Source organism: Mesorhizobium sp. M0894 (genome assembly GCF_040319725.1).
Lineage (GTDB): Bacteria > Pseudomonadota > Alphaproteobacteria > Rhizobiales > Rhizobiaceae > Mesorhizobium.
Genome location: NZ_JAMYOG010000001.1, coordinates 77,705 through 98,061, shown reverse-complemented (window position 1 = coordinate 98,061; position 20,357 = coordinate 77,705). Strand labels below are relative to the sequence as shown.

Genomic DNA, 20,357 nt, shown 5'->3' with positions numbered 1-20,357 from the left:
GCGAGGTGCAAGCGGGGCGGAAGGTGCCCAGGGACGGACCGTGTCCCATCAATGTCAGGCCGGAAACGGCAGTGCCGAAAGCAATGCTGCAATGTACAGTCCGACGCCAAAGGACAGATGGGTCATAAGGCTGCGCAGGCGCGCAGTGCGCGGATTGGGAACTTTCGAAGCCGCGATGCCGATCCCAAAAGCCGGTTGCATCACGAAGAACGGGGCGACGATGGTGCAGACGCCGACCAACAGGGCCGGAAGCACTGTCGGGTGCCGTGCCCAGTCGAGGCTCCACACTCCAATCAGCGCCGCGGCAAATACGATGCCGGTCGCGTAATGTGCGCTCCATCCAATGGCGGTTTCGCCGCGAACGCGAGCAGCTTGCGCGATATTCGCGTGCGCGAAACGGCCACGCGGAAAGTGTCCGATCCAGCGGCCGACCCAGGCGTAATCAAGCGATGGAATCGCGAGCATTCGCTTCAGAAACCATCCCCAAAGGTCCATCAGGGCTGTCGCGCCGATACCAATGACGGCCGCACGGACAACGAACTCCAACATTTTTGCTCTCCTGTTTCACCCGTCAGACATTAACCAATTAGAATCAATCATTCAACATATTGATTGATTGATTGATTAATGCTAGCCAAGTCAAATGAAAAGCACGGACGTTCACCACCCGATCTTCGACGAAGTAGCGGATCTCGCCCGCACCTTGGGGCATGCCCACCGGCTGGTTCTGCTGCGTCACATTGCCGATGGCGAACTGGCCGTCGAGCAGCTGACGCAGCTTTCGGGGATCGCATTGGCGAATACGTCGCAGCATCTTCAACATCTCAAGCGAGCGGGCCTGGTGCAGACCCGGCGAGACGGAAAACGCGTTCTGTACCGGCTTGCAGATGTCCCAATCGAAAACGTGTTCGCGGCGCTGCGAAGCCTTGCAAACCATAGACGCGAGCAGATCCGTGAGTTTATCAACGACAGCATTAGCCAGCCGGACAGGCTGGAAAACATCTCGCGCGAGGAACTCGTGCGCCGCATGCGAAACGACGAAGTCGTGCTGCTCGATGTCAGGCCGCAGAACGAATTCGCGACGGGGCATTTGCCGGGTGCGATCAACATTCCCGCTGATGAGCTGGAGCAGCGGCTTGCGGAGCTTCCACGAGAGAAGGTCGTTGTCGCCTATTGTCGTGGGGTCCAGTGCGTTCTGTCGGCCGACGCTTTGGCAATCCTGAGGGCACGAGGCTGGGCCTCGCGCCGTTTCGAAGGCGGCTTGCCCGAGTGGGCAGCTGCAGGCCTGGGTGTAGAGGGAACGAACTACGAAAGCGGCTGACGGCCGCCAAATCGGCGTCGCCGGGCCTGGCCCAAATAACCGCAGGCGGCTGGACGGGCGCGTCGGAAGAGGGGATTCGCTTAGAAACCGAACCCGGGCTTCACCCGACCGTGGTCACCTTCCTCGCTTCCTTCATGTTAGGCAGAAAAACCGTCAGCAGCCCGAGTAGCGGCAAATACGAGCAGACCTGGAAGACGAAATCGATGCCTTTCATGTCGGCGACGACGCCAAGCACGGCGGCCGCGATGCCGCCCATGCCGAAGGCGAAGCCGAAAAAGATGCCGGCGATCATGCCGACCCGGCCGGGCACGAGTTCCTGCGCGAAGACGACGACGTTCGAGAAGGCCGAGGACAGGATCAGGCCAATCAGCACGGTGAGAACCATCGTCCACTCGAAATTGGCATAGGGCAGGGCCAGGGTGAAGGGCAGCACGCCGACGATCGAGAACCAGATCATCGCCTTCTGCCCGTAGCGGTCGCCGAACGGGCCGCCGAGCAGGATGCCCAGGGCCGAGGCGCCGAGGAACAGAAACAGCATGACTTGCGACATCTGCACCGAAACGCCGAATTTATGGATGGAATAGAAGGTGTAATAGCTGGCAAGGCTGGAAATATAGGCGTTCTTGGTCAGTACCAGCAGTGTCAGCACCAGCAGCGCTCCCATCACCTTGCGGCGCGGGAAGGGCGAGACGAAGCCTGCCGCCTTGCGGGTGCTCTGCGCGGCACGCAGGCGGCTGTACCAGCCGCCGACCTGCCACAGCACGATGATGCCGATCAGCGAGCCGCCGGCGAACCAGGCGATGCTGGTCTGGCCGAAGGGCACGACGATGAAGGCTGCCAGCAGCGGCCCCATGGCCTGGCCGAAATTGCCGCCGACCTGGAACAGCGACTGTGCCAGGCCGAACCTGCCACCAGAGGCGAAGCGCGCGATGCGCGAGGATTCCGGGTGGAAGATCGCCGAGCCAATGCCAATCAGCGAGGCGCCGATGAGGAGCAGCGAGTAATGTCCAGCATAGGCCAGCACGACCAGGCCGATCAACGAAGAGGCCATGCCGTAGGGCAGCGAATACGGCATCGGCCGCTTGTCGGTAATCATGCCGATCACCGGCTGCAGCAAGGATGCCGTCACCTGGAAGGTGAAAGTCAAAAGGCCGATCTGCCAGAAATCGAGACCGTAATTGTCCTTCAGCAGCGGATAGATCGCCGACAGCAGCGACTGCATGATGTCGTTGATGCAATGGCAGAAGCTCACCGCCAGGATGACGGTGAAGGCCGTCGCCTGAGCTGAAATGTGGCTGGCCGCTGCCGGCTTGGCGTCGGCGGTTGCTGTGGTATCGGTCAAGGCAGGCTCCGTGGTCTTTTTGGCGGGCGCTCCCGCAGGCGGTCTTATGGGCCGGCTGCCTTATACGTTGCTTGTCACGCGACTTCTTTCGTGGTTTGGTCCAATAGTTTCGCAAGTGGGCCATAGCTGATGCCGCATGGCAGGGAAATGTTCAGAGCGGGCGATACCGATCTTGGGCTGTTGCATGAGCGTCGCTGGCAATGGCTGGAGCAGGCCGTCGGGCCGGCGGTGGCGCTGCCGACCGAATATCCGGACGGCTATCACGTGCCGCGGCACCATCACAGCCGCAGCCAGTTGCTGCACGCGCTGGTCGGTGTCGTGCTGGTGACGACGCGGCATGGGCGCTGGATGGTGCCCCCCAACCACGCGATGTGGATCCCAGCCGGCACCGAACACTCGGTTGAGATGCTGGGCGACGTCAGCATGCGCTCCGTCTATGTGATGCCGGAGGCCATTCCCGGCCTGCCGGACGGGTTGCGCGTCGTCGGCATCACCGACCTGATGCACAGCCTGATCGTGGAATCGGAAAAGCTGCCGCAGGGCGCCGAGCTGGAGGGGCGGGGCGGGCTGATCATGAAGCTCCTGCTGCACGAAATCCCGAACCTGCCGCAACGGCCACTCGGACTGCCGTTCCCGTCCGACGCAAGGCTGGCAGCGCTGTGCCGGCGCTTCGTCTCGGCACCGTCACCGCACGCGACGATCGATGAATGGGCCGCTATCGTCGGCATGAGCCGCCGCTCTTTCACCCGCGCCTTTCATCGCCAGACCGGATTGTCGCTGTCGACTTGGCGCCAGCAGGCCTGTCTGTTCGCGGCGCTGCCACGGCTGGCCGACGGCGAGCCGATCACAAGGGTGGCGCTCGATCTCGGCTATGACAGCGTGCCGGCGTTCATCACCATGTTCAAGCGCATGCTGGGAGCCTCGCCACGCGGTTACATGCTCGGCGCCCGTGATGCTGGTGAAGGTGTGCGGCGAATAAGCGGTCCGGCTCGGCCTGAGTCGCAGCCCTAAAGCGCGTCGCGTTCGACCGGTCTCATGCGACGCGCTTTAGGGTCTTGTTTTATGCATGTCGTTGTCGCAAAACCGCTGCTCACTTTTGCGCGACATGTATTAATCGAACAGGCTCGACACCGATTCCTCGGTTGCCGTGCGGGAGATCGCCTCGCCCATCAGTTCGGCGATGGAGATGACGCGGATATTGGCGGCGTCCAGCACTGCCTGGGTCGGCTGGATGGAATCGGTGATGACCAGTTCCTGCAGTTTCGAGGCGCCGATGCGGGCGATGGCGCCGCCGGACAAAACGCCATGGGTAGTATAGGCGGTGACACTGGTGGCGCCGTCGGCAAGCAGCGCATCGGCCGCATTGCATAGCGTGCCGCCCGAATCAATGATGTCGTCGATCAACAGGCAATCCTTGCCGCGCACGTCACCGATGACGTTCATGACTTCCGATTCGCCGGGGCGCTCGCGACGCTTGTCGACGATGGCCAACTGGGCATCGATGCGCTTGGCGAGGGCACGGGCGCGGACCACGCCGCCGACATCCGGCGACACCACCATGACATTGGCGAGCTGCTTGTATTTCGCCTTCACGTCACGCGCCATCACCGGCACGGAAAACAGATTGTCGGTCGGGATGTCGAAGAAGCCCTGAATTTGCCCGGCATGCAGATCCAGCGTCAGCACCCGGTTGACGCCCGCCCGCGTGATCATGTTGGCTACCAGCTTGGCCGAGATCGGTGTGCGGCCGGAGGCGCGGCGGTCCTGCCTGGCATAGCCGAAATAAGGAATAACCGCAGTGATACGCTTGGCCGAGGAGCGCATGAAGGCGTCGATCATGATGAGCAGTTCCATCAGATGATCGTTGGTTGGGAACGAGGTGGACTGCAGGATGAAGACGTCCTCGCCTCGCACGTTCTCCTGGATCTCGACGAAGATTTCCTGGTCAGCGAAGCGCCTGACGCTGGCCTTGCCCAGCGGAATGTTGAGGTAGCGGGCGACTGATTCGGCCAGCACCCTGTTGGAATTGCCCGCGAAGAGCTTCATGCACCGTTCCTGGCGAAGGATTGAGAGACTCCGATAGCACTCCAGCCTCTTAGTCGGGCTTTTAGCGGCCCGCGCCGGTATTGCAAGCGTCGTGAATGGGAATCCGCCGGCTAATCTCAATAATCGCTTACGGCTTGACGATGCGGCGATAGGCCCAGTTCGATGCCGACAGAATCGGGATAGCTTCTATCTTTTAGTCTGAGCATGCTCTTTTCCGAAAACCGGATTCCACTTTTCGGAATCATGCTCCAGGTCAGCCGGCGCCGCCGCCAAGCCAGGTGGCGAACTGGTCGATTGTCTGGTCGGCAATCGCCTGCATGGTCGCCGGCGCGACCGCCGCCCAGCCTTCGCCGCCACCGACGGAGGGCGCCTTCTGCTGGCCGTTGATGCGATGCAGCCGGTTGCCGGCCGGGTCATAGATGTCCCAGACATAGATGACGGTGGTGTCCTTGCCTTCCGTCATGGTCGAGAAATAGCCCTTGAGCACGTGCGTTGGGGTCTGGTCGGTGCTGCCGGCCAAGGTGATGCCACGCTGCCTGGCGCGTGTCTGAAGCTCGGCGGTCAGCGGTGTCGCGGCTTCTACCGAGGCGCCGACGATCGACGCCACCTGCAGCCGGGTTCGCGCAATGGCAGCGGCGCTTTTGGCGGGCGGCACGGCTGCTGCCGCCGGAGGCTGCGCTGTATCTGCAGTTGGCGCGGTGCCGGAAGACGGCGCCGCAGTTGAGGGGGGCGTTGCGGCGCCGCCGGCTCCGGGCAGGGATTGGGTCGATTGCGGGGCGATGGCCGAGGGTTCGAGAACGTCCTTCGCATTGGTGCAAGCCGCCAGCGCCAGCGCCGCGAGCAATGACACGGTCGTCACATGCGATCGTCTCATTAGCCTGAAAACTCCTTGGCGACGAACGCCCCTCACACTTTTTCCATTATGGATTCACTGCACGATCAAGTCGAGATCATGGCGGGACAGCGGCTTCGGCTGGGATTCGGTCGTCAGGTAGGTGCGGCCAAGGGTCATCGCCGTTTCGGTTTCGGAGTCCATGATGATCATATGGGCGAACAGCGTCATGTTCGGCGCAATCGGTTCGGGATTACCCTGATAGAACATCGGCATATCCATCCAGGACGGGGTGAAGCGGGCGCCGAGCGAATAACCGCAGGCATTGAGCCGGTGCTTGGTCAAATTGTGGGCTTCGAGCGTGCGGGCATGGGCGTCGAACACGTCGCCGAACGTATTACCAGGTGTCATCGCCTTCTCGACTGCAAGTAGCGCGGCGCGGGCGGCATCGAACAATTCCTGGTGGCGTTTCGATACCTTGCCGGTCAACACCGTGCGCATCATTGCCGCATGGTAGTGATGGAAGACACCGGCCCATTCGAGTGTCAGCTGGTCGTTCTTGGTGAGCTTGCGGCGACCGGCCTTGTAGCGGCAGAGCAGGGCGTCGACGCCCGAGCCGATGATGAACTCGTTGGCCGGATAATCGCCGCCGCCGGCAAAGATCGCGCCTTGCATGGCGGCGAGGATCAGCGCCTCATCGCCGCCCTGCTTGATCAGCGGCAGTGCTGCGTCCAGCGCGTCGTCGGCCAGATTTGCGGCTTTTTCCGCCTTGGCGATTTCGGCCGGGCTCTTGAACAGCCGCAGCCGGCTGACAATGCCAGAGGCATCTGCGATCTGCCCGAAGGTCTGCAACTGCTCGTCGAGGCGCCGGCCATTATATGCCGTCAGGCCGTGGGTGTCGTATTCGACGCCGATGCGGGCGCCGAGCAGGTCAAGCTCGTTGAGCAAATTGCGCAGGTCGACCGCCGGATTGGCGCCGTTGCGATCCGTCCACAAAACGATGTTGTCGATGATCGAGGTGTGGCGTGCCTGGCGCAAATCGGCCGAACGCGTCAGCAGTACCATCGAGCCGTCGGCCTTGACCACCAGGCACTGGAAAAAGCAGAAGCCGAACGTGTCGTAGCCGGTTAGCCAATACATGCTTTCCTGCGCAAACAGCAGGACGGCGTCGAGCTTCTTTTCGGCGATCTCGATCATCAGTCGATCGCGCCGCGCGTCGAATTCCGAGCGTTCGAAATGCAGCGCCATCAGTCAGTCTCCAAAACGATTGCCGAAACCTGCCGTCCGTAGTCGGGCTCGTTGCGATGCGTGCTGCGCCGATAGGAGTAGAAAAGCTCTTCCTCGGCATAGGTGCAGCGGCCGAGCCCTTCGGCATTGACGCCAGCCTTGGTCAGCCGGTCGACCGTGTAGCGGTTGAGATCGAACATCGCGTGTCCGGCATTTGCGGAGGGCGCGAAATAGCGGGCATTACCGGCATCGGCGTCGACGAAGCGCGCGACGAATTCCGGTCCGACTTCGTAATTCTGTGGGCCGATGGAAGGACCGAGCACTGCGACGATGCGGTCACGCCGGGCGCCGAGGCTTTCCATTGCCGCGATGGTGTTTTCCAGCACTCCCGTGAAAGCGCCTTTCCAGCCGGCATGGGCGGCTCCGATAATGCACGCCTCGGCGTCAGCGAAGAGGACCGGTCCGCAATCGGCGGTCGAGGCCCCGATGGCAATGCCCGGCCGGTCGGTGACGATGGCGTCGGCCTTGGGACGCTCGCCGGCAAAAGGTTCCCTGGCGATGACGACGTCCGGCGAATGAACCTGATGAGCAGTCAGCAGATGGCTTGCCGCCACGCCCATCCATTCGGCGACGCGGCGGCGATTCTCGCGCACCAGCGTCTGGTCGTCGCTCGATCCGGTGCCGATGTTGAGGCCCCGGTAGATGCCGCTGGAAATGCCGCCGACGCGTGTGAAGTAGCCGTGGCGGATGCCTTGCGCCGTTTCCAGCAAGGGCGACCGAACGGGATCCGGTTTGGTCTGATTCAGCATGGCGGCTTTGTTGTCCGTATGGGCGATTTCGTCAAGCGCGTTGAAGGCGGCGAGTTGAAGGTAGGCAAGTTGAAGGTAGGCGAGTTGAAGGCGGGCGCAGTTGAAGGCGAGTGCAGTTGATGTCGGGCGCAGCCGGAGAGGGGAGAGTGGTAGAGGCGACAGCGAAAAGTCAATCCGCGCTTGCGAACGGCGGAACGGCAATGCCGGGAGGAAGGATGGCAAGCACCTTGAAGAGCTCGCCCATGGCCTGCTGACCGGCGAGGCGCTCGACGTCGGCCGCGATCTTTTCACGAGCTGCCTCATCGGCATTGGCGCCGAGCCGGCCAGCTCGTTCGAGAAGCCCCATCTTGAGCAGGAATTCACCTTGCGTGGAGAGGTGGGCATCGAGGCTGTGTGCCCGAACGGTTGCAGCGAGGGCAGCGAAATCGACATGGGCGGTGAGGTCGGCCTCCCCCGGATTCGCCAGCACGTCCTCATGACCGTGCTTGCGCAAGGCCTGCAAGGTGTCGCCGATGCCGGGCTGGAGGTGACCGTAGTCGAGAAACAGGCCGGCGCCGCCAAATCCGGCAAGTCGCCCGGCGATGGCCGCCATCAGGGCGGCGCGGGCTGGCGCCACCTCGACGATCGCACCTTGCGGCGCATTCTCGGCATCCTCCGGCAGCAGCATCGGGTCGAGCGAGCCGGCGCCGACGAAAAAGCGAAGCTGGTTCGCATCGTCGAGACCGATCATCCGTTCGCGCCAGCCGGCCCCGGCGCGGACGAACTGGCGAATAGGCACCGCGTCAAACAGCTCGTTGCCAACAATCAGAAGCTGCCCCTGCGGTAGTGTGTCGATGGTTTCATTCCAGGCGATGGTGGCCGACGTCCCGGCAAGCGTCCGTTTCTGGACCTCGGTCAACCGCGGACTGGTCTCGATCAAGGCGAATGATGCGCTGGCGGTAAGCGTCGGATCGAGCCGCGAAAGCGTGCGCAGCATATCTCTCATCAGCGTGCCGCGGCCGGGGCCTATTTCGGCGATGGCGACCGGCGTCGGCCGGCCGATCGCCAGCCATGCCTGGTAGAGCCAGACGGCGACCAGCTCGCCAAACATCTGGCTGATCTCCGGCGCGGTGACGAAGTCGCCGGCGGCGCCGAACGGCTCGCGTGTCGTATAATAGCCGTCCTGCGGATCGAACAGGCAGAGCGCCATGTATTCGCTGATGGGGATCGGTCCCACCGCACCGATCAGCTCGGCGATGCGGGTCTTCAGCGGCGTCATGCGGGCTGCGGTTTTGTCACCGGCTTGGCTGTAGCCATCGCCCAGATGCCGGCCAGCACCATCGGCAGCGACAGCACCATGCCCATGGTGAGCCAGCTCGTGCCAAGGAGATAGCCGAGCTGCTGGTCGGGCTCGCGGAAGAATTCGACGAAGACGCGCGAGGCGCCATAGCCGGCAATGAAGGCGCCGCCGACGAAGCGCGGCGTCTTCAGCTTGAGCCGCGAATGAGTGAGAAAGCGCAGGACAAGGAACAACACCAGCCCTTCGAGCAGCGCCTCGTAGATCTGGCTCGGATGGCGCGCAAATGGGCCGCCATTGGGGAATTCGAATGCCCATGGAACGTCGGTCGGTCGGCCCCATAGTTCGGAATTGATGAAGTTTGCCAGGCGAACGAGGCCAAGCCCCACCGGCACGCCGGCGGCAACAACGTCGAACAGCGACCATGTGCGGATACCACGCGACCGGGAAAACAGCGTCATGGCGAGAATGACGCCGAGCAGGCCGCCATGAAACGACATGCCGCCCTGCCAGACGGCGACGATATCGAGCGGATTGGCGATGTAACGCGGCAGGTCGTAGAACAACACGTAGCCGGTGCGTCCGCCGAGCACCACGCCGATGGCCGCCCAGACGATGAAGTCGTCGAGATCCACGGGCTTCATCGGCAGGGTGCCGTCGGGCCAGAGTTTCGGGTTGGTGACGAGGCGCTTGGCATACCACCAGGCGAACAGGATGCCGACGATGTAGCCGACGCCGTACCAATGCACCGCCAGCGGTCCGATCCGGACGATGACTGGATCGATGTTGGGGAAGGGCAGGGCAGCCAGCGGCAGCAAATATTCGCTCAACAGGGTCTCCCGGTTCCGGTCAGGTTCGGGCGCGGACCATGCGGCAGGGTTTTGGCAGGGTCAAGGCGAGCATATGCTTGCATTCCGCATCGTGCGCCACTACGTCAATTCGACCAAGCGAGGATTTGCCATGGCGACCGGACCGAACCGCATTCTCGATGAATTCGCCAAGCTGATGACCGACGCAGCCGGTGCCGCGCAAGGCGTGCGGCGCGAGGTGGAGACCGCCTTCAGGGGCCAGGCCGAGCGGATACTCAACTCTATGGACGTCGTGCAGCGCGAGGAATTCGAGGCCGCTCGCGACATGGCGGCGAAGGCCAGGGAAGAAAACACCCGCCTCGCTGCTCGCATCGAGGCGCTCGAGGCCAAGCTCGCCGAAATGACCGGGCAGGCGGCGCCTGCGGCTTCGGCAAAGCCGCGTGCAAAAAAATAATAAAAATATTCGTTAAACTTTTCCACAAAGCCGGATCGCAAAAAGCGCTTTGTCGTGAATCGCTTACCGGTACTGCGTGGATCTTTCCGACAGCGCCTTTCCACATGCGAATGACGCAGTGCGAAAAATTGGGCTGGTCACGCGACTCCCGATCAATAGACTGAATTTGTTGCATGATTCGGAGCAGGGTCATGCGCCGGGCGGTGGGGTCCGGTCCGGGGTCTTTGCGTTGACGAAGTCCTGGCCGTCCGAGTTCTAGACAGAATTGTTCGAGTGTGCCTCTCCCGCGGAGCGTGTGGTGGCGCTCCCAGAACGACAGGAAGCATTTCATGGAACTTCTCGAACTCGAATTCTCCCGCGAAATCCATCCGGTGGATGTTATCGAGCAGGTGGCCCACAACAACGACTGGTCCTTCGAGCGTGCCGGCGACGACGAGATCTCGATCTCGGTTGCCGGAAGCTGGACCGACTACCACGTTTCATTCTCCTGGATGGAGGACTACGAGGCGCTGCACCTGGCCTGCGCTTTCGACATCAAGGTGCCTGAGGCGCGCGCGCTCGAGGTGATGCGGCTGCTTTCGCTGATCAACGAGCAGATGCTGTTTGGCCATTTCGACCTCTGGGAGCAGGAAGGCGCCATCATGTTCCGCCAGTCGCTGCTGCTGGCCGGTGGGGTTGAGCCGTCGAGCCAGCAGGTCGAGGTGCTGCTGTCGTCGGCGCTGGAAGCCTGCGAATGCTATTTTCAGGCCTTCCAGTTCGTCGTCTGGTCGGGGACTTCGGCCAAGGACGCGCTCGCCGGCGTGCTGTTCGAAACCTACGGAAACGCCTGACCGTCGATGAGTTCGAGCAACGCGAGAAAACCCGAGATCAGCTTCGCCGATTTCGACCGCGTCGACATCCGCGCCGGCACGATCGTCGAGGCCGAGCCTTTTCCCGAGGCGCGCAAGCCGGCGATCAAGTTGAAAATCGATTTCGGTCCCGTGATCGGGGTGAAGAAATCCTCGGCCCAGATCACGAAATACTATACACCTGAAAGCCTGATCGGCCGGCAGGTGTTCGCGGTGGTCAATTTCCCGCCGCGTCAAATCGGGCCATTCATGTCGGAAGTGCTGACGCTCGGTTTTCCCGATGAAGAGGGCGCCGTCGTCCTCGGCGCGATCGAGCGTAAGGTGCCGGACGGCGGCAGGTTATTCTAACTGCGGTTTGCTCAGGCGGCCAGTTTTCGCGTGGTACCCAGTGCTCCTTCGACCGTTTCCATGAACATTTCTGCACAGGCCTTCCAGCTGTAGCGCATAGCACGTTGCCGCGCCTCGGTGCGGTCGACGAGAAGCGCGGCGAGCGCTGCTTGCCTCAGCTCTTGCGAGACTGCGCCGCCTATGCCGTCGCCCACAATATCGATCGGCCCGGTGACGGGATAGGCTGCGACAGGCGTGCCGCTGGCCAACGACTCGATAATGACGTTGCCGAATGTGTCGGTGCGGCTGGGGAAGACGAAGACGTCGGCCGAGGCGTAGATCTCGGCCAGTTCGTCGTTCGGGCGATGGCCGAGAAAATGGGTATCGGGATATCTGGCCTTCAGCTTCGCCAATTCCGGCCCTTCGCCGACAACCACCTTGCTGCCGGGCAGGTCCAGGTCGAGGAAAGCCGGCAGGTTCTTCTCGATCGCGACGCGGCCGACGCAGAGGAAGATCGGTCCCGGAAGCCCCAGGTCCTTTCTTTTATCCGGCCGAAAATGATCGGTATCGACGCCACGCGTCCATGGCCGAAGCTTGGTGAAGCCGCGTGCCGCAAGATCGTCGGCAAGCGACTGGGTGGCGACCAGCGTGCCCTGTCCTGAATTATGGAAATCGCGCAGCCAGCGATAGGCCCATGCTTCTGGCACCGGCAGACGCGCGCTCAGATATTCCGGAAAACGTGTGTGATAGCTGGTCGTGAACGGACGGCCGGCGTTGCGGCAGTAGCGCCGCGCCATAATGCCGAGCGGTCCTTCGGTGACGATATGGATGTGATCCGCCTTGCGTGCCTCGATCAGCTGCGCCACGCGGTGCGGCGTCGTCAGCGCCAGCCTGATGTCGGGATAGGTCGGCAGAGGCAGGGTGCGAAAGATGTTCGGCGTCAGGAAGTCCGTCTCGACATCGAAGGATTTCAAGGTCTCCGAGAGGCGCTCCAGCGTGTGGACGACGCCGTTGACTTGCGGGCGCCAGGCATCGGTGACCATCAGGATGCGCATGGCGGTCGCTTGGCGGAGAGCTTGATTGCTTTGCCGCGATGCCTGAACGGCGACCACGCCGCCGCTCTGGCCTCGCACCAGCGCACCCGGGCAGGCGCGGGGTCGAAATGAGGCCGCAGGGCCGAATCAATCAGGATCGCGCGCTTCATTGGCGCTCTTCACCATGGTTTCATGACGGGCGGATGAAGGCCGGCCTCGCTCCCGTCAAGCCGGAACCTTGATCACCGCCCGCAGGCCGCCGAGCGGGCTGCGTTCGAGGACGATGTCGCCGCCATGGCTGCGGGCAATGTCGCGTGCGATGGAAAGGCCAAGGCCGGTGCCGCTGGCGTCGAGGTTGCGGGCCTCGTCCAACCGCACGAAAGGCTTGAATACATCCTCCCGCTTTTCGGGCGGAATGCCCGGACCGTCATCGTCGATAGTGACGAGCAGCGAACCGCGTCCATGATTGGCATTGATCTCCACCGTCTTGGCATAGCGGAATGCATTGCCGACGACGTTGGACAGCAGCCGGGCAAAGGCATTGGGGCGCACATGGACATGCGGATCGCCGGCAAGCACGGTCGACAGCTTGCGCTTGCGCAGCGCGGCTTCCTCGCGAAGCTTGTCGAAGAAGGCTTCGAGGTCGAACCGGCCGGCGTCTTCCGATGCTTCGCCGCGTGCAAAGGCAAGGTAGCCTTCCAGCATCGACTGCATGTCGTCGATATCCTGGTCGAGTGCCTGGGTGTCGGCCGCCTTGGTCCCGGCCAGCGCCAATTGCAGCTTGAAGCGGGTGAGGATGGTCCTCAGATCGTGGCTGACGCCGCTCAGCATGGCGGTGCGCTGCTCGAGCTGGCGTTCGATGCGTTCGCGCATCTGGATGAAGGCAAAGCCGGCGCGGCGGACTTCCTCGGCGCCGCGCGGGCGAAAATCGCGAGGCATCGGCCGGCCTTTGCCGAAGCTCTCGGCCGCCTCGGCCAGCGTCAGAATCGGCCGGATCTGGTTGCGCAGGAAGGGAATGGCGATCATCAGCAGCACCAGTGAGGTGCCGACCATCCAGATCAGGAAAATATGGGTGTTCGATGCATAGGCCTGGCTGCGGCGCACGAAGACCCGCAGCACCTTGTTCTCGAGCTGGACGCGGACCTCGACGATATTTGAATTGCCGACCGTATCGATCCAGAACGGACGGTTGATCTGGCGGGTGATCTCGGACGAAAGGATCTCGTCGAGGATCGAGAAGAACGGCTTTGGCCCGGGTGGCGGCAGTGGGTCTGGCGGCAGGAGGTCGACCTTCAACTGCATGCGATCCTGGGCGATGCGGATGACGTTGGCGTAGTCGGCGTCGTGCGGATAGGTCTCTATCAGGTCGATGATGGCGGCGATGTCGCGCACCGTGGCCTGCGACAGGCGCTGCGTCACGGTCTGCCAATGGCGCTCCATGAAGACAAAGGCGACGACCGACTGCAGCATGATCATTGGCGCGATGACGATGATCAGCGAGCGGGCATAGAGCCGCTTCGGCATGTAAAGCGACACCAGGCGCCAGAAACGGTTCCAAGCGCGCGGCACGGCCTTCAGCGCCCGCGTCGCGCGGGCGCTCAAGCCGCCATCTTCCGGCCGTTCGAGTTGCGTGGTCGCCATTCGTCTTTTCGCTCACCGGCGGCCCAGCAAAGGACCGCTGTCGGCGGCATTCTATTCCACGCTGAGCCGATACCCAATACCGCGCACGGTCTGCAGCCAGACCGGATTGGACGGATCGCGTTCGATCTTGCGGCGCAGCCGGTTGATCTGGACGTCGATCGTGCGCTCGCCGACCTCGGACTCGTCGCCGACAAGCTCATGCCGCGGTATCGTTTCGCCGGCACGCGCAGCGAAGATCGCCAGGATTTCCTGCTCGCGGTCCGTCAGCTTGAGCGCCTCGCCGCCGCGCTTCAGCTCACGCCTGGCGATCTGGAAGGTATAGGGGCCGAAGACCAGCTGTTCGACCTTGGGCGTCGTCGCGGGGCCGCCGCGGCGCAAGATATTGTTGATGCGCAGGATCAGCTCGCGCGGGTCGAACGGTTTTGGCAGATAGTCGTCGGCGCCGGCCTCGAGCCCGGTGATCCGGCTGTCGGTTTCGGACAGTGCGGTGAGCATCAGGATCGGTACGTTTTTTTCCGCCCGCAGCGCCTTGGTGAGATCGACGCCGCTTTCACCCGGCATCATGACGTCGAGCACGATCAGATCGAAATCGAGGCCGGTGAGCTTGCGCCGCGCCTCGCCGGAATTTCCGGCAACGGTGACGCGAAAACCGTTTTCGGTCAGATACTGTTTCAGAAGATTGCGGATTCGGGTGTCGTCGTCGACCACCAGCAGATGCGGCGCGTCGTCTTCCGGTGCTGTCGGATGATCAACCCTCTCAATGGTCTCCATGGCTTTTCCCTGACATCTTTGCGGGCACAATGTCGATCTGCGCCCTTAGTTCCGGATTGACCATCGCCTCAAGGAACCGTTCGATAACGGCGCGTTCGGTGGCTCCGGAATCCTCCAATGCAGCATGGATGCGGCGCGACTGTGGCCGCGCCAGTGCCAGCGCCAGCGCACGGCCCTTGGCCGTCGGATAAAGCTCGCGCTGGCGGCGGTCGCGAGGGCCCTGCAATTGCACGATATGGTCGGTGTCGATCAGTTGCTTGAGCACGCGCGCCAGGCTCTGCTTGGTGATCTTGAGCACGTCGAGGAGCTCGGCGACCGTCAGGCCGGGCCGGCGATTGACAAAATGCAGAACCCGGTGATGAGCACGGCCAAAACCGTAGTCGGCCAGGATCTGGTCCGGATCGGAGGTAAAGTCGCGATAGGCGAAGAAGAACAACTCGATGATGGCGAAATCGATGCCATCCTCGTCGGTGATCGCCGTCCTGATCGGCTCTGCGGCTGCGTGGCTCGTCATCTTTTCTCCGTGTGAAGCAGGAAATTATGTCAGCACTATTGACGTATTTTCCGCGCGATGGTAATTTTTGGCAAGCTTTTCGGCGGATTGCGAACGAAAAGGCAAACGAAGCCCTTTTTTCCGGAACTTCCTGAGTTTGCCAGACCTTAAATATCCGCCTACGCTTTGAGACAATGGCCGCCCGCGGCGGCCGAGGCGAAACACGCAACGACACAATGATGTGCGGGCTGCCGCCCGCGGGAGGTTACCATGGCATCCGTTCCCTTCGACCAACTGGACGGCTTTATCTGGATGAACGGCGAATTCGTCAAATGGGCCGACGCCAAGATCCACGTCTTGACCCACGGGCTGCACTACGCCAGCGCGGTATTCGAGGGCGAGCGCGCCTATGGCGGCGAAATTTTCAAGCTGACCGACCACACCGAACGCCTGCATGAATCGGCGCGCCTGCTTGGCTTCAAGATACCCTACTCGGTCGCCATGATCGACGACGCCTGCCGCACGCTGTTGAAGAAGCAAGGTTTCCAGGACGCCTATGTCCGGCCGATCGCGTGGCGCGGCAGCGAACAAATGGGCGTTTCGGCGCAGAACAGCCGCATCAACTGCGCCATCGCCATCTGGCAGTGGCCGAGTTATTTCGACCCGGCGCAGAAGCTCAAGGGCATCCGCCTCGACATGGCCGAATGGCGCCGCCCCGACCCGCGCACCGCACCGTCGAAATCGAAGGCGGCCGGCCTCTACATGATCTGTACCATGTCCAAGCATGCCGCCGAGGCCAAGGGCTATGCCGACGCCATGATGCTCGACTGGCGTGGCCAGGTGGCGGAAGCGACGGGCGCCAACATCTTCTTCGTCGAGGACGGCAAGATCCATACGCCCAAGCCCGATTGCTTCCTCGACGGCATCACCCGCCGAACGGTCATTGGCCTTGCCAAGGACCGCGGTTTGGAGGTGATCGAGCGCGCCATCATGCCGGAAGAGCTTGAAGGCTTCCAGCAGTGCTTCCTCACCGGGACAGCGGCCGAGGTGACGCCGGTTTCGGAGATCGGCCCGTACCGATTCGAGGTCGGTGAGATCGCCAAGACGCTGATGAATGACTATTCTGCAGCCGTTCAACCCAACCACGCGATTGCTGCAGAATAACGAAAGTCACAGCTTTTTTATCAAGTAGGGGCGGTTTTCGGGCCGCCCCTTTTATTTAAGCGTTTGCGCATTTGACTTTCGTCCAATTCGGCGTCTCATGATGGCGTCGGCCCGGGAGGCTGGCAGCTATGGAGGGATTGGAAATATGGATATGAACACGCTTCTTCCGATCATTATTCAGGTGATTACGGGTATCATCGGTGGTCAGGCGGTGGGCGCGGCTATCAAGACGGCGGCGATGGGTCAGCTTCCCAAAATCCTGGGCGGCGCTGTTGGCGGCGTCGGCGGGGCGGCCATCCTCAGCAGCCTGCTGGGCGGTGGGGCGGTCGATCCGGCAGCAGCCGCCACGGCGGCAGGGGCCGGCAGCGCGTTGAACATTCCCAACATCGTTGGCGGTGCCGGCGGCGGCGCCATCCTGACCGGCATCATCGGTGCGGTCATGAACGCGATGAAGAAATAAGCTTCGACGTTTCAGGCTTTTCAAATGGGCGGCTTCGGCCGCCCATTTCGTTTGCCGTTTGCGGGAGCGGTGGACGCCGTCCGCGTGTGTCTCTACATCAGGGCCTGATTCAACAAGGTTAGAGCTTTCCTGACGCGTTCGAGGGGACGCGCGGAGCTCCGACAGTGTGAAAGGACAAATATGGGTCAGCTCAACGCCGGCATCGTGCCGGTCACGCCGTTCCAACAGAACTGCACCATCCTCTTCGACATGGACGACAGACAGGGCGTCGTCGTCGATCCGGGCGGCGACATCGACAAGGTGCTGGCGGCGCTCAAGGACAATGCGATCACTGCCGGCGCGATCTGGATCACGCATGGCCATATCGACCATGCCGGCGGGGCCATGGAACTGAAGGAGGCGCTCGATATCGAGATCATCGGCCCGCATGCCGCCGACCGTCCGCTGCTCGCCAATCTCGAGAACCAGGCAAAGCGCTACGGCATCACCGATCCCGTGCGCAACTGTGTCCCCGACCGGTTCCTCGCCGAGGGCGAGACCGTTTCGTTTGGCTCACAGGTGTTTGAGGTATTCCATTGTCCGGGCCACGCACCCGGCCACGTCGTCTACTATAACCGGGCGGCGAAGTTCGCCCATGTCGGCGACGTGCTGTTCCGCGGTTCGGTCGGCCGCACCGACCTGCCGGGCGGCGACCACGCCGCGCTGATCGCCTCGATCAAGGAGAAGCTGTTGCCGTTGGGCGACGACATCGGCTTCATCTGTGGCCATGGTCCCGGCGGCCGTTTTGGTGAGGAGCGGCGGAGCAATCCTTATTTGGTCTAAAGCCGGCCTGGTCTGAAACCGCGAAAAACAAAAAGCGCCACCCACCGGGCAGCGCTTTTGTTCCAGAGGGGAAACTGTCTCAGTTGGCAGTGCAGAAATGCTGTTCGCCGTCATAGCCGGTGAACGTGCCGGTACGCGCGTTGAAGCTCTGGTAGCGGTCCGAGCAGTATTCATACCAGCCGCGGGTCCACGGCTCCGCATAGCTTTCGGCATAGGCCACTCGCGGTTGTACGTAATACCGACGCACCGGGGCAGGCCGGTAGTATTCATCATCATAGGCCGGGTCGTAATAGCGGGGCTGCGGGCTGGCGAGCGCACCGCCGATCAGGGCACCGGCCGCAAGACCAAGGACGCCGGCTGCAACGGCGTCGCCGTGGCCGTGGTGGCGGCGGTGATGGCGCCATTCATCGGCACTGGCCGCAGGCAAGGTCGCAAGCGTGGTCGCAACGACCGCGGCGGACAGGATGGCAGTCTTGAAAATTCCGTTCATGTCGGTCTCCTTCGTGCCGGCCCGGGTCGTTTTCGGGGGGATGCGGTCCGGCTTTAACGAAGATTAATATGCGACCGTGGCTGAACGGGGGCTGAACGAAATTTGACCAAGCGGTTCATTTAACTGGGGTTCAAACATGCGGCAAACACCGCAGGCCAGACCGGCCCACGTCCATTCTGTCCGGGGCTGGTTCAGCCGATCGACAGGTTGACGGCTTTCGGACCCTTGCCGCGCTTGTCCGGCTCGGTGTCGAATGTCACTTTCTGCCCATCCTCAAGACCGGGAAGACCCGACGCCTGCACGGCCGAAATATGGACGAAGACATCCTTTGCCCCGTCGTCCGGCGTGATGAAGCCGAAGCCCTTGGCGTGATTGAAGAATTTGACGGTGCCGGTCTGCGGCATGGGAAGCTCCTTTGATCCCACAAGTCCAGTCTCGGGCCGGCAAATGCCCGGACGGAAATTTGTCCTTTATTTTAGTGCCATCGGCAAGAGAAAGTTTTGCGGGTGCCGGCAAGCATCCCGGAACACAAAAGGCGCGACGAAAACCGCCGCGCCTTTATAAAATTCGAGTTCACACCAAAAGCCTTGCAGCATCCTCACACACCCGAAAGGACGCGCGGCAGGCCGCCGTTCAGGCGGCGCGGAGATTGACCGCTTTCGGACCCTTACCCATACGGTCGGGCTCGACATCGAAGGTGACCTTCTGACCGTCGACGAGCGTGCGCAGCCCGGAAGCCTCTATCGCCGAGATGTGGACGAATACATCCTTGGCGCCGCCATCGGGCGTAATGAAGCCGAAGCCTTTGGTAGCGTTGAAGAATTTAACGGTGCCGGTCTGGGCCATTGGGGAAACTCCTTCACCCGTGTCAGTCTTGGTGGTTCCGCCCGCCGCCTGGCGCCGTGGGCAAGTCCCGGTGGTTGCTTCGGCAGTCATGCATTGGCGCATGGTAAAACCCCCCGCCGAAAACGGGGCTGTCAGAGATTCACAGTATCGGGGAAAGGTCGTCCAAAACGTTCCGCTCTCCGGGTCGCAAATGCCCGAACACAAAATTTATCGCACGGAAACGTGATGCTTGCAAGATAGAGCCGCGGGCGGCCCAACAGGCGCATCCCGACGCATCGCACCGATAGAACTGGTTCTCCGCGCGGTCATCGGCCAGACGCAACCCAGGCATGGTCCAGCAAGCTGGGCCGGTGCTGTTTTGGACTTGCGCCGGCAACCCGCCTTGGTTTGCATGCGCCAGGCTACAAACGGGGGTTGCATTTGGCAGCAGAATGGCGAGATTGACGAGGATCGGCCCGATGCAGGCGCGATTATGCGGGGGCGGGAGTTTCGAGGGAGGGAATATTCATGCGGCTTCTTGCGGCAATCTTCTCGCGGCAGGGTTTTTCCATCTTGTTCCTGTCGGCAATTCTTGCGGCCTGCACCGTCGTGGTCGACGAGGGGCCAGGGCCGCGCCCGCCACGGCCGGGGCCGCAATTCTGCACCAAGCAATATGACCCGGTCTGCGCCCGGCGCGGCGGCGACCGCCAGACCTTCGCCAATGCCTGCCTTGCCGAACGGGCCGGATACCGCATCATTCGCGAGGGCGAGTGCCGCGGCGGTGGTGGCGGCGGTGAGGAGCAGACATTCTGCACCCGCGAATACCGCCCGGTCTGCGCTCGTCGCCATGGCGAGCTGCGCACATTCCCCAACGAATGCGAAGCCCGCGCGGCGGATTATCGGGTGGTCGATGATGGGCCGTGCTAGCGCACCGGCCTCACTGTTCGTCCGGATAGGCACCATCGGCGGGGCCGACGTAGAGCTCGGCGCCGTCCTCGTTGGAGATGCGCAGGCGATCGGGGATCTGCGGCATCATCAGCGTGTGAAGCAGCGTGGCGGCGCCTTGCAGGGCGGCGCGCAGGTTCGGTGCCTCCAGCGACACTCGATCGAGTATCGCTTCGTCGGCATCGCGCGAGCGGTAGAACTCGATGACGAAGTTCAAGCACGCCTCCAGGCAGATTGTCGTGCGATCGAACCCTAGCCTTTGGACTTGGGTTTCACAGCGGTCTCCGCCTGCTTGACCGCCGAGCCGAAGGGCGAGGCCGGTTTTGCCGCCACCTTGTCCTTCTTGGGCTTGCGTGTCTCGCGATTGCTGCGCTGTTGACCCTTGGCCATTTTCTGATCCCTTATACGTGTTGCGGATTGC

Annotated in this window: 26 protein-coding genes; 9 read left to right on the top strand and 17 right to left on the bottom strand. The window is 62.3% G+C overall.

Going from position 1 to position 20,357, the window contains the following annotated elements:
• Positions 1-54: 54 nt before the first annotated feature.
• Positions 55-549 (bottom strand): DUF2938 domain-containing protein, encoded by a 495-nt coding sequence (locus NKH91_RS00565; RefSeq protein ID WP_023719195.1) that lies wholly within the window; start codon positions 547-549, stop codon positions 55-57.
• Positions 550-643: 94 nt separating this feature from the next.
• Between NKH91_RS00565 and NKH91_RS00560 the strand changes: the two genes are divergently transcribed.
• Positions 644-1,321, top strand: a complete 678-nt coding sequence (locus tag NKH91_RS00560; protein WP_352496089.1) for an ArsR/SmtB family transcription factor — start codon at positions 644-646, stop codon at positions 1,319-1,321.
• Between the two features lie 100 nt (positions 1,322-1,421).
• Here NKH91_RS00560 and NKH91_RS00555 read toward each other — a convergent pair whose 3' ends face one another.
• Positions 1,422-2,663 (bottom strand): MFS transporter, encoded by a 1,242-nt coding sequence (locus NKH91_RS00555; protein ID WP_352496090.1) that lies wholly within the window; start codon positions 2,661-2,663, stop codon positions 1,422-1,424.
• A 129-nt stretch (positions 2,664-2,792) separates the two neighbouring features.
• Between NKH91_RS00555 and NKH91_RS00550 the strand changes: the two genes are divergently transcribed.
• A complete protein-coding gene (locus NKH91_RS00550) occupies positions 2,793-3,674 on the top strand; it encodes an AraC family transcriptional regulator (protein ID WP_352591744.1) in 882 nt (293 codons plus the stop codon).
• Between the two features lie 99 nt (positions 3,675-3,773).
• Here the strand turns inward: NKH91_RS00550 and NKH91_RS00545 are convergent, their stop codons facing one another.
• The 6 genes from NKH91_RS00545 to lgt form a co-directional block, all read right to left on the bottom strand.
• A complete protein-coding gene (locus tag NKH91_RS00545; protein ID WP_023678427.1) occupies positions 3,774-4,709 on the bottom strand; it encodes a ribose-phosphate pyrophosphokinase in 936 nt (311 codons plus the stop codon).
• 253 nt (positions 4,710-4,962) lie between these two features.
• Positions 4,963-5,583, bottom strand: coding sequence for a hypothetical protein (locus tag NKH91_RS00540; protein WP_352884459.1), 621 nt, complete (start codon positions 5,581-5,583; stop codon positions 4,963-4,965).
• Positions 5,584-5,637: 54 nt separating this feature from the next.
• Entirely contained in the window at positions 5,638-6,789 is a 1,152-nt protein-coding gene (locus NKH91_RS00535; protein WP_023678425.1) for a M24 family metallopeptidase, read from the bottom strand.
• Entirely contained in the window at positions 6,789-7,577 is a 789-nt protein-coding gene (pgeF, locus tag NKH91_RS00530; RefSeq protein ID WP_023719190.1) for a peptidoglycan editing factor PgeF, read from the bottom strand. The genes NKH91_RS00535 and pgeF overlap by 1 nt, the downstream gene beginning before the upstream one ends.
• Positions 7,578-7,746: 169 nt before the next feature.
• The gene (locus tag NKH91_RS00525; protein ID WP_023719189.1) at positions 7,747-8,835 is read right to left on the bottom strand and encodes a class I SAM-dependent methyltransferase; all 1,089 of its coding nucleotides are present in this window, start codon (positions 8,833-8,835) and stop codon (positions 7,747-7,749) included.
• Positions 8,832-9,683, bottom strand: coding sequence for a prolipoprotein diacylglyceryl transferase (lgt, locus tag NKH91_RS00520; protein ID WP_352496092.1), 852 nt, complete (start codon positions 9,681-9,683; stop codon positions 8,832-8,834). The genes NKH91_RS00525 and lgt overlap by 4 nt, the downstream gene beginning before the upstream one ends.
• Positions 9,684-9,813: 130 nt before the next feature.
• Here lgt and NKH91_RS00515 point away from each other — a divergent pair, with 130 nt between their 5' ends.
• The 3 genes from NKH91_RS00515 (at position 9,814) to NKH91_RS00505 (ending at position 11,312) form a co-directional block, all read left to right on the top strand.
• On the top strand, positions 9,814-10,116 hold the full coding sequence (locus NKH91_RS00515; protein WP_023719187.1) for an accessory factor UbiK family protein: 303 nt from the start codon (positions 9,814-9,816) through the stop codon (positions 10,114-10,116).
• 329 nt (positions 10,117-10,445) lie between these two features.
• On the top strand, positions 10,446-10,946 hold the full coding sequence (locus NKH91_RS00510; protein WP_023678420.1) for a type III secretion system chaperone family protein: 501 nt from the start codon (positions 10,446-10,448) through the stop codon (positions 10,944-10,946).
• A 6-nt stretch (positions 10,947-10,952) separates the two neighbouring features.
• Positions 10,953-11,312 carry a tRNA-binding protein gene (locus NKH91_RS00505; protein WP_023719186.1) on the top strand — a complete coding sequence of 120 codons (360 nt, stop codon included), beginning with the start codon at positions 10,953-10,955 and terminating at the stop codon, positions 11,310-11,312.
• An 11-nt stretch (positions 11,313-11,323) separates the two neighbouring features.
• Here NKH91_RS00505 and NKH91_RS00500 read toward each other — a convergent pair whose 3' ends face one another.
• The 4 genes from NKH91_RS00500 to NKH91_RS00485 all read right to left on the bottom strand — a co-directional run bounded on the left by NKH91_RS00500 (position 11,324) and on the right by NKH91_RS00485 (position 15,251).
• Positions 11,324-12,346 (bottom strand): glycosyltransferase family 4 protein, encoded by a 1,023-nt coding sequence (locus tag NKH91_RS00500; protein ID WP_023719185.1) that lies wholly within the window; start codon positions 12,344-12,346, stop codon positions 11,324-11,326.
• A 204-nt stretch (positions 12,347-12,550) separates the two neighbouring features.
• Entirely contained in the window at positions 12,551-13,966 is a 1,416-nt protein-coding gene (locus NKH91_RS00495; RefSeq protein WP_023719184.1) for an ATP-binding protein, read from the bottom strand.
• Positions 13,967-14,017: 51 nt separating this feature from the next.
• Positions 14,018-14,737: a response regulator gene (locus NKH91_RS00490; RefSeq protein WP_023719183.1), complete on the bottom strand. Its 720-nt coding sequence runs from the start codon at positions 14,735-14,737 to the stop codon at positions 14,018-14,020.
• The gene (locus NKH91_RS00485) at positions 14,724-15,251 is read right to left on the bottom strand and encodes a MarR family winged helix-turn-helix transcriptional regulator (RefSeq protein ID WP_023719182.1); all 528 of its coding nucleotides are present in this window, start codon (positions 15,249-15,251) and stop codon (positions 14,724-14,726) included. The genes NKH91_RS00490 and NKH91_RS00485 overlap by 14 nt, the downstream gene beginning before the upstream one ends.
• A gap of 249 nt (positions 15,252-15,500) precedes the next feature.
• On the opposite strand from NKH91_RS00485, the gene NKH91_RS00480 reads away from it, so the two are divergent.
• From NKH91_RS00480 to NKH91_RS00470, 3 genes are all read left to right on the top strand, one after another.
• Positions 15,501-16,394 (top strand): branched-chain amino acid aminotransferase, encoded by an 894-nt coding sequence (locus NKH91_RS00480; RefSeq protein ID WP_352846603.1) that lies wholly within the window; start codon positions 15,501-15,503, stop codon positions 16,392-16,394.
• A gap of 145 nt (positions 16,395-16,539) precedes the next feature.
• Positions 16,540-16,854, top strand: coding sequence for a hypothetical protein (locus NKH91_RS00475; RefSeq protein ID WP_023719180.1), 315 nt, complete (start codon positions 16,540-16,542; stop codon positions 16,852-16,854).
• 180 nt (positions 16,855-17,034) lie between these two features.
• Complete coding sequence (locus NKH91_RS00470) at positions 17,035-17,676, top strand: MBL fold metallo-hydrolase (protein ID WP_352496093.1); 642 nt, start codon at positions 17,035-17,037, stop codon at positions 17,674-17,676.
• A gap of 79 nt (positions 17,677-17,755) precedes the next feature.
• Here the strand turns inward: NKH91_RS00470 and NKH91_RS00465 are convergent, their stop codons facing one another.
• The 3 genes from NKH91_RS00465 to NKH91_RS00455 all read right to left on the bottom strand — a co-directional run bounded on the left by NKH91_RS00465 (position 17,756) and on the right by NKH91_RS00455 (position 19,012).
• Entirely contained in the window at positions 17,756-18,166 is a 411-nt protein-coding gene (locus NKH91_RS00465; protein ID WP_023719178.1) for a BA14K family protein, read from the bottom strand.
• 191 nt (positions 18,167-18,357) lie between these two features.
• Positions 18,358-18,570: a cold-shock protein gene (locus NKH91_RS00460; protein WP_006202521.1), complete on the bottom strand. Its 213-nt coding sequence runs from the start codon at positions 18,568-18,570 to the stop codon at positions 18,358-18,360.
• 229 nt (positions 18,571-18,799) lie between these two features.
• On the bottom strand, positions 18,800-19,012 hold the full coding sequence (locus NKH91_RS00455) for a cold-shock protein (RefSeq protein ID WP_006202520.1): 213 nt from the start codon (positions 19,010-19,012) through the stop codon (positions 18,800-18,802).
• A 507-nt stretch (positions 19,013-19,519) separates the two neighbouring features.
• Between NKH91_RS00455 and NKH91_RS00450 the strand changes: the two genes are divergently transcribed.
• Positions 19,520-19,918, top strand: coding sequence for a Kazal-type serine protease inhibitor family protein (locus NKH91_RS00450; RefSeq protein ID WP_352846606.1), 399 nt, complete (start codon positions 19,520-19,522; stop codon positions 19,916-19,918).
• Between the two features lie 10 nt (positions 19,919-19,928).
• On the opposite strand, the gene NKH91_RS00445 is transcribed toward NKH91_RS00450, so the two are convergent.
• Positions 19,929-20,153 (bottom strand): hypothetical protein, encoded by a 225-nt coding sequence (locus tag NKH91_RS00445; RefSeq protein WP_292661267.1) that lies wholly within the window; start codon positions 20,151-20,153, stop codon positions 19,929-19,931.
• Positions 20,154-20,188: 35 nt separating this feature from the next.
• Positions 20,189-20,326: a hypothetical protein gene (locus tag NKH91_RS00440; RefSeq protein ID WP_023719175.1), complete on the bottom strand. Its 138-nt coding sequence runs from the start codon at positions 20,324-20,326 to the stop codon at positions 20,189-20,191.
• Positions 20,327-20,357 lie beyond the last annotated feature (31 nt).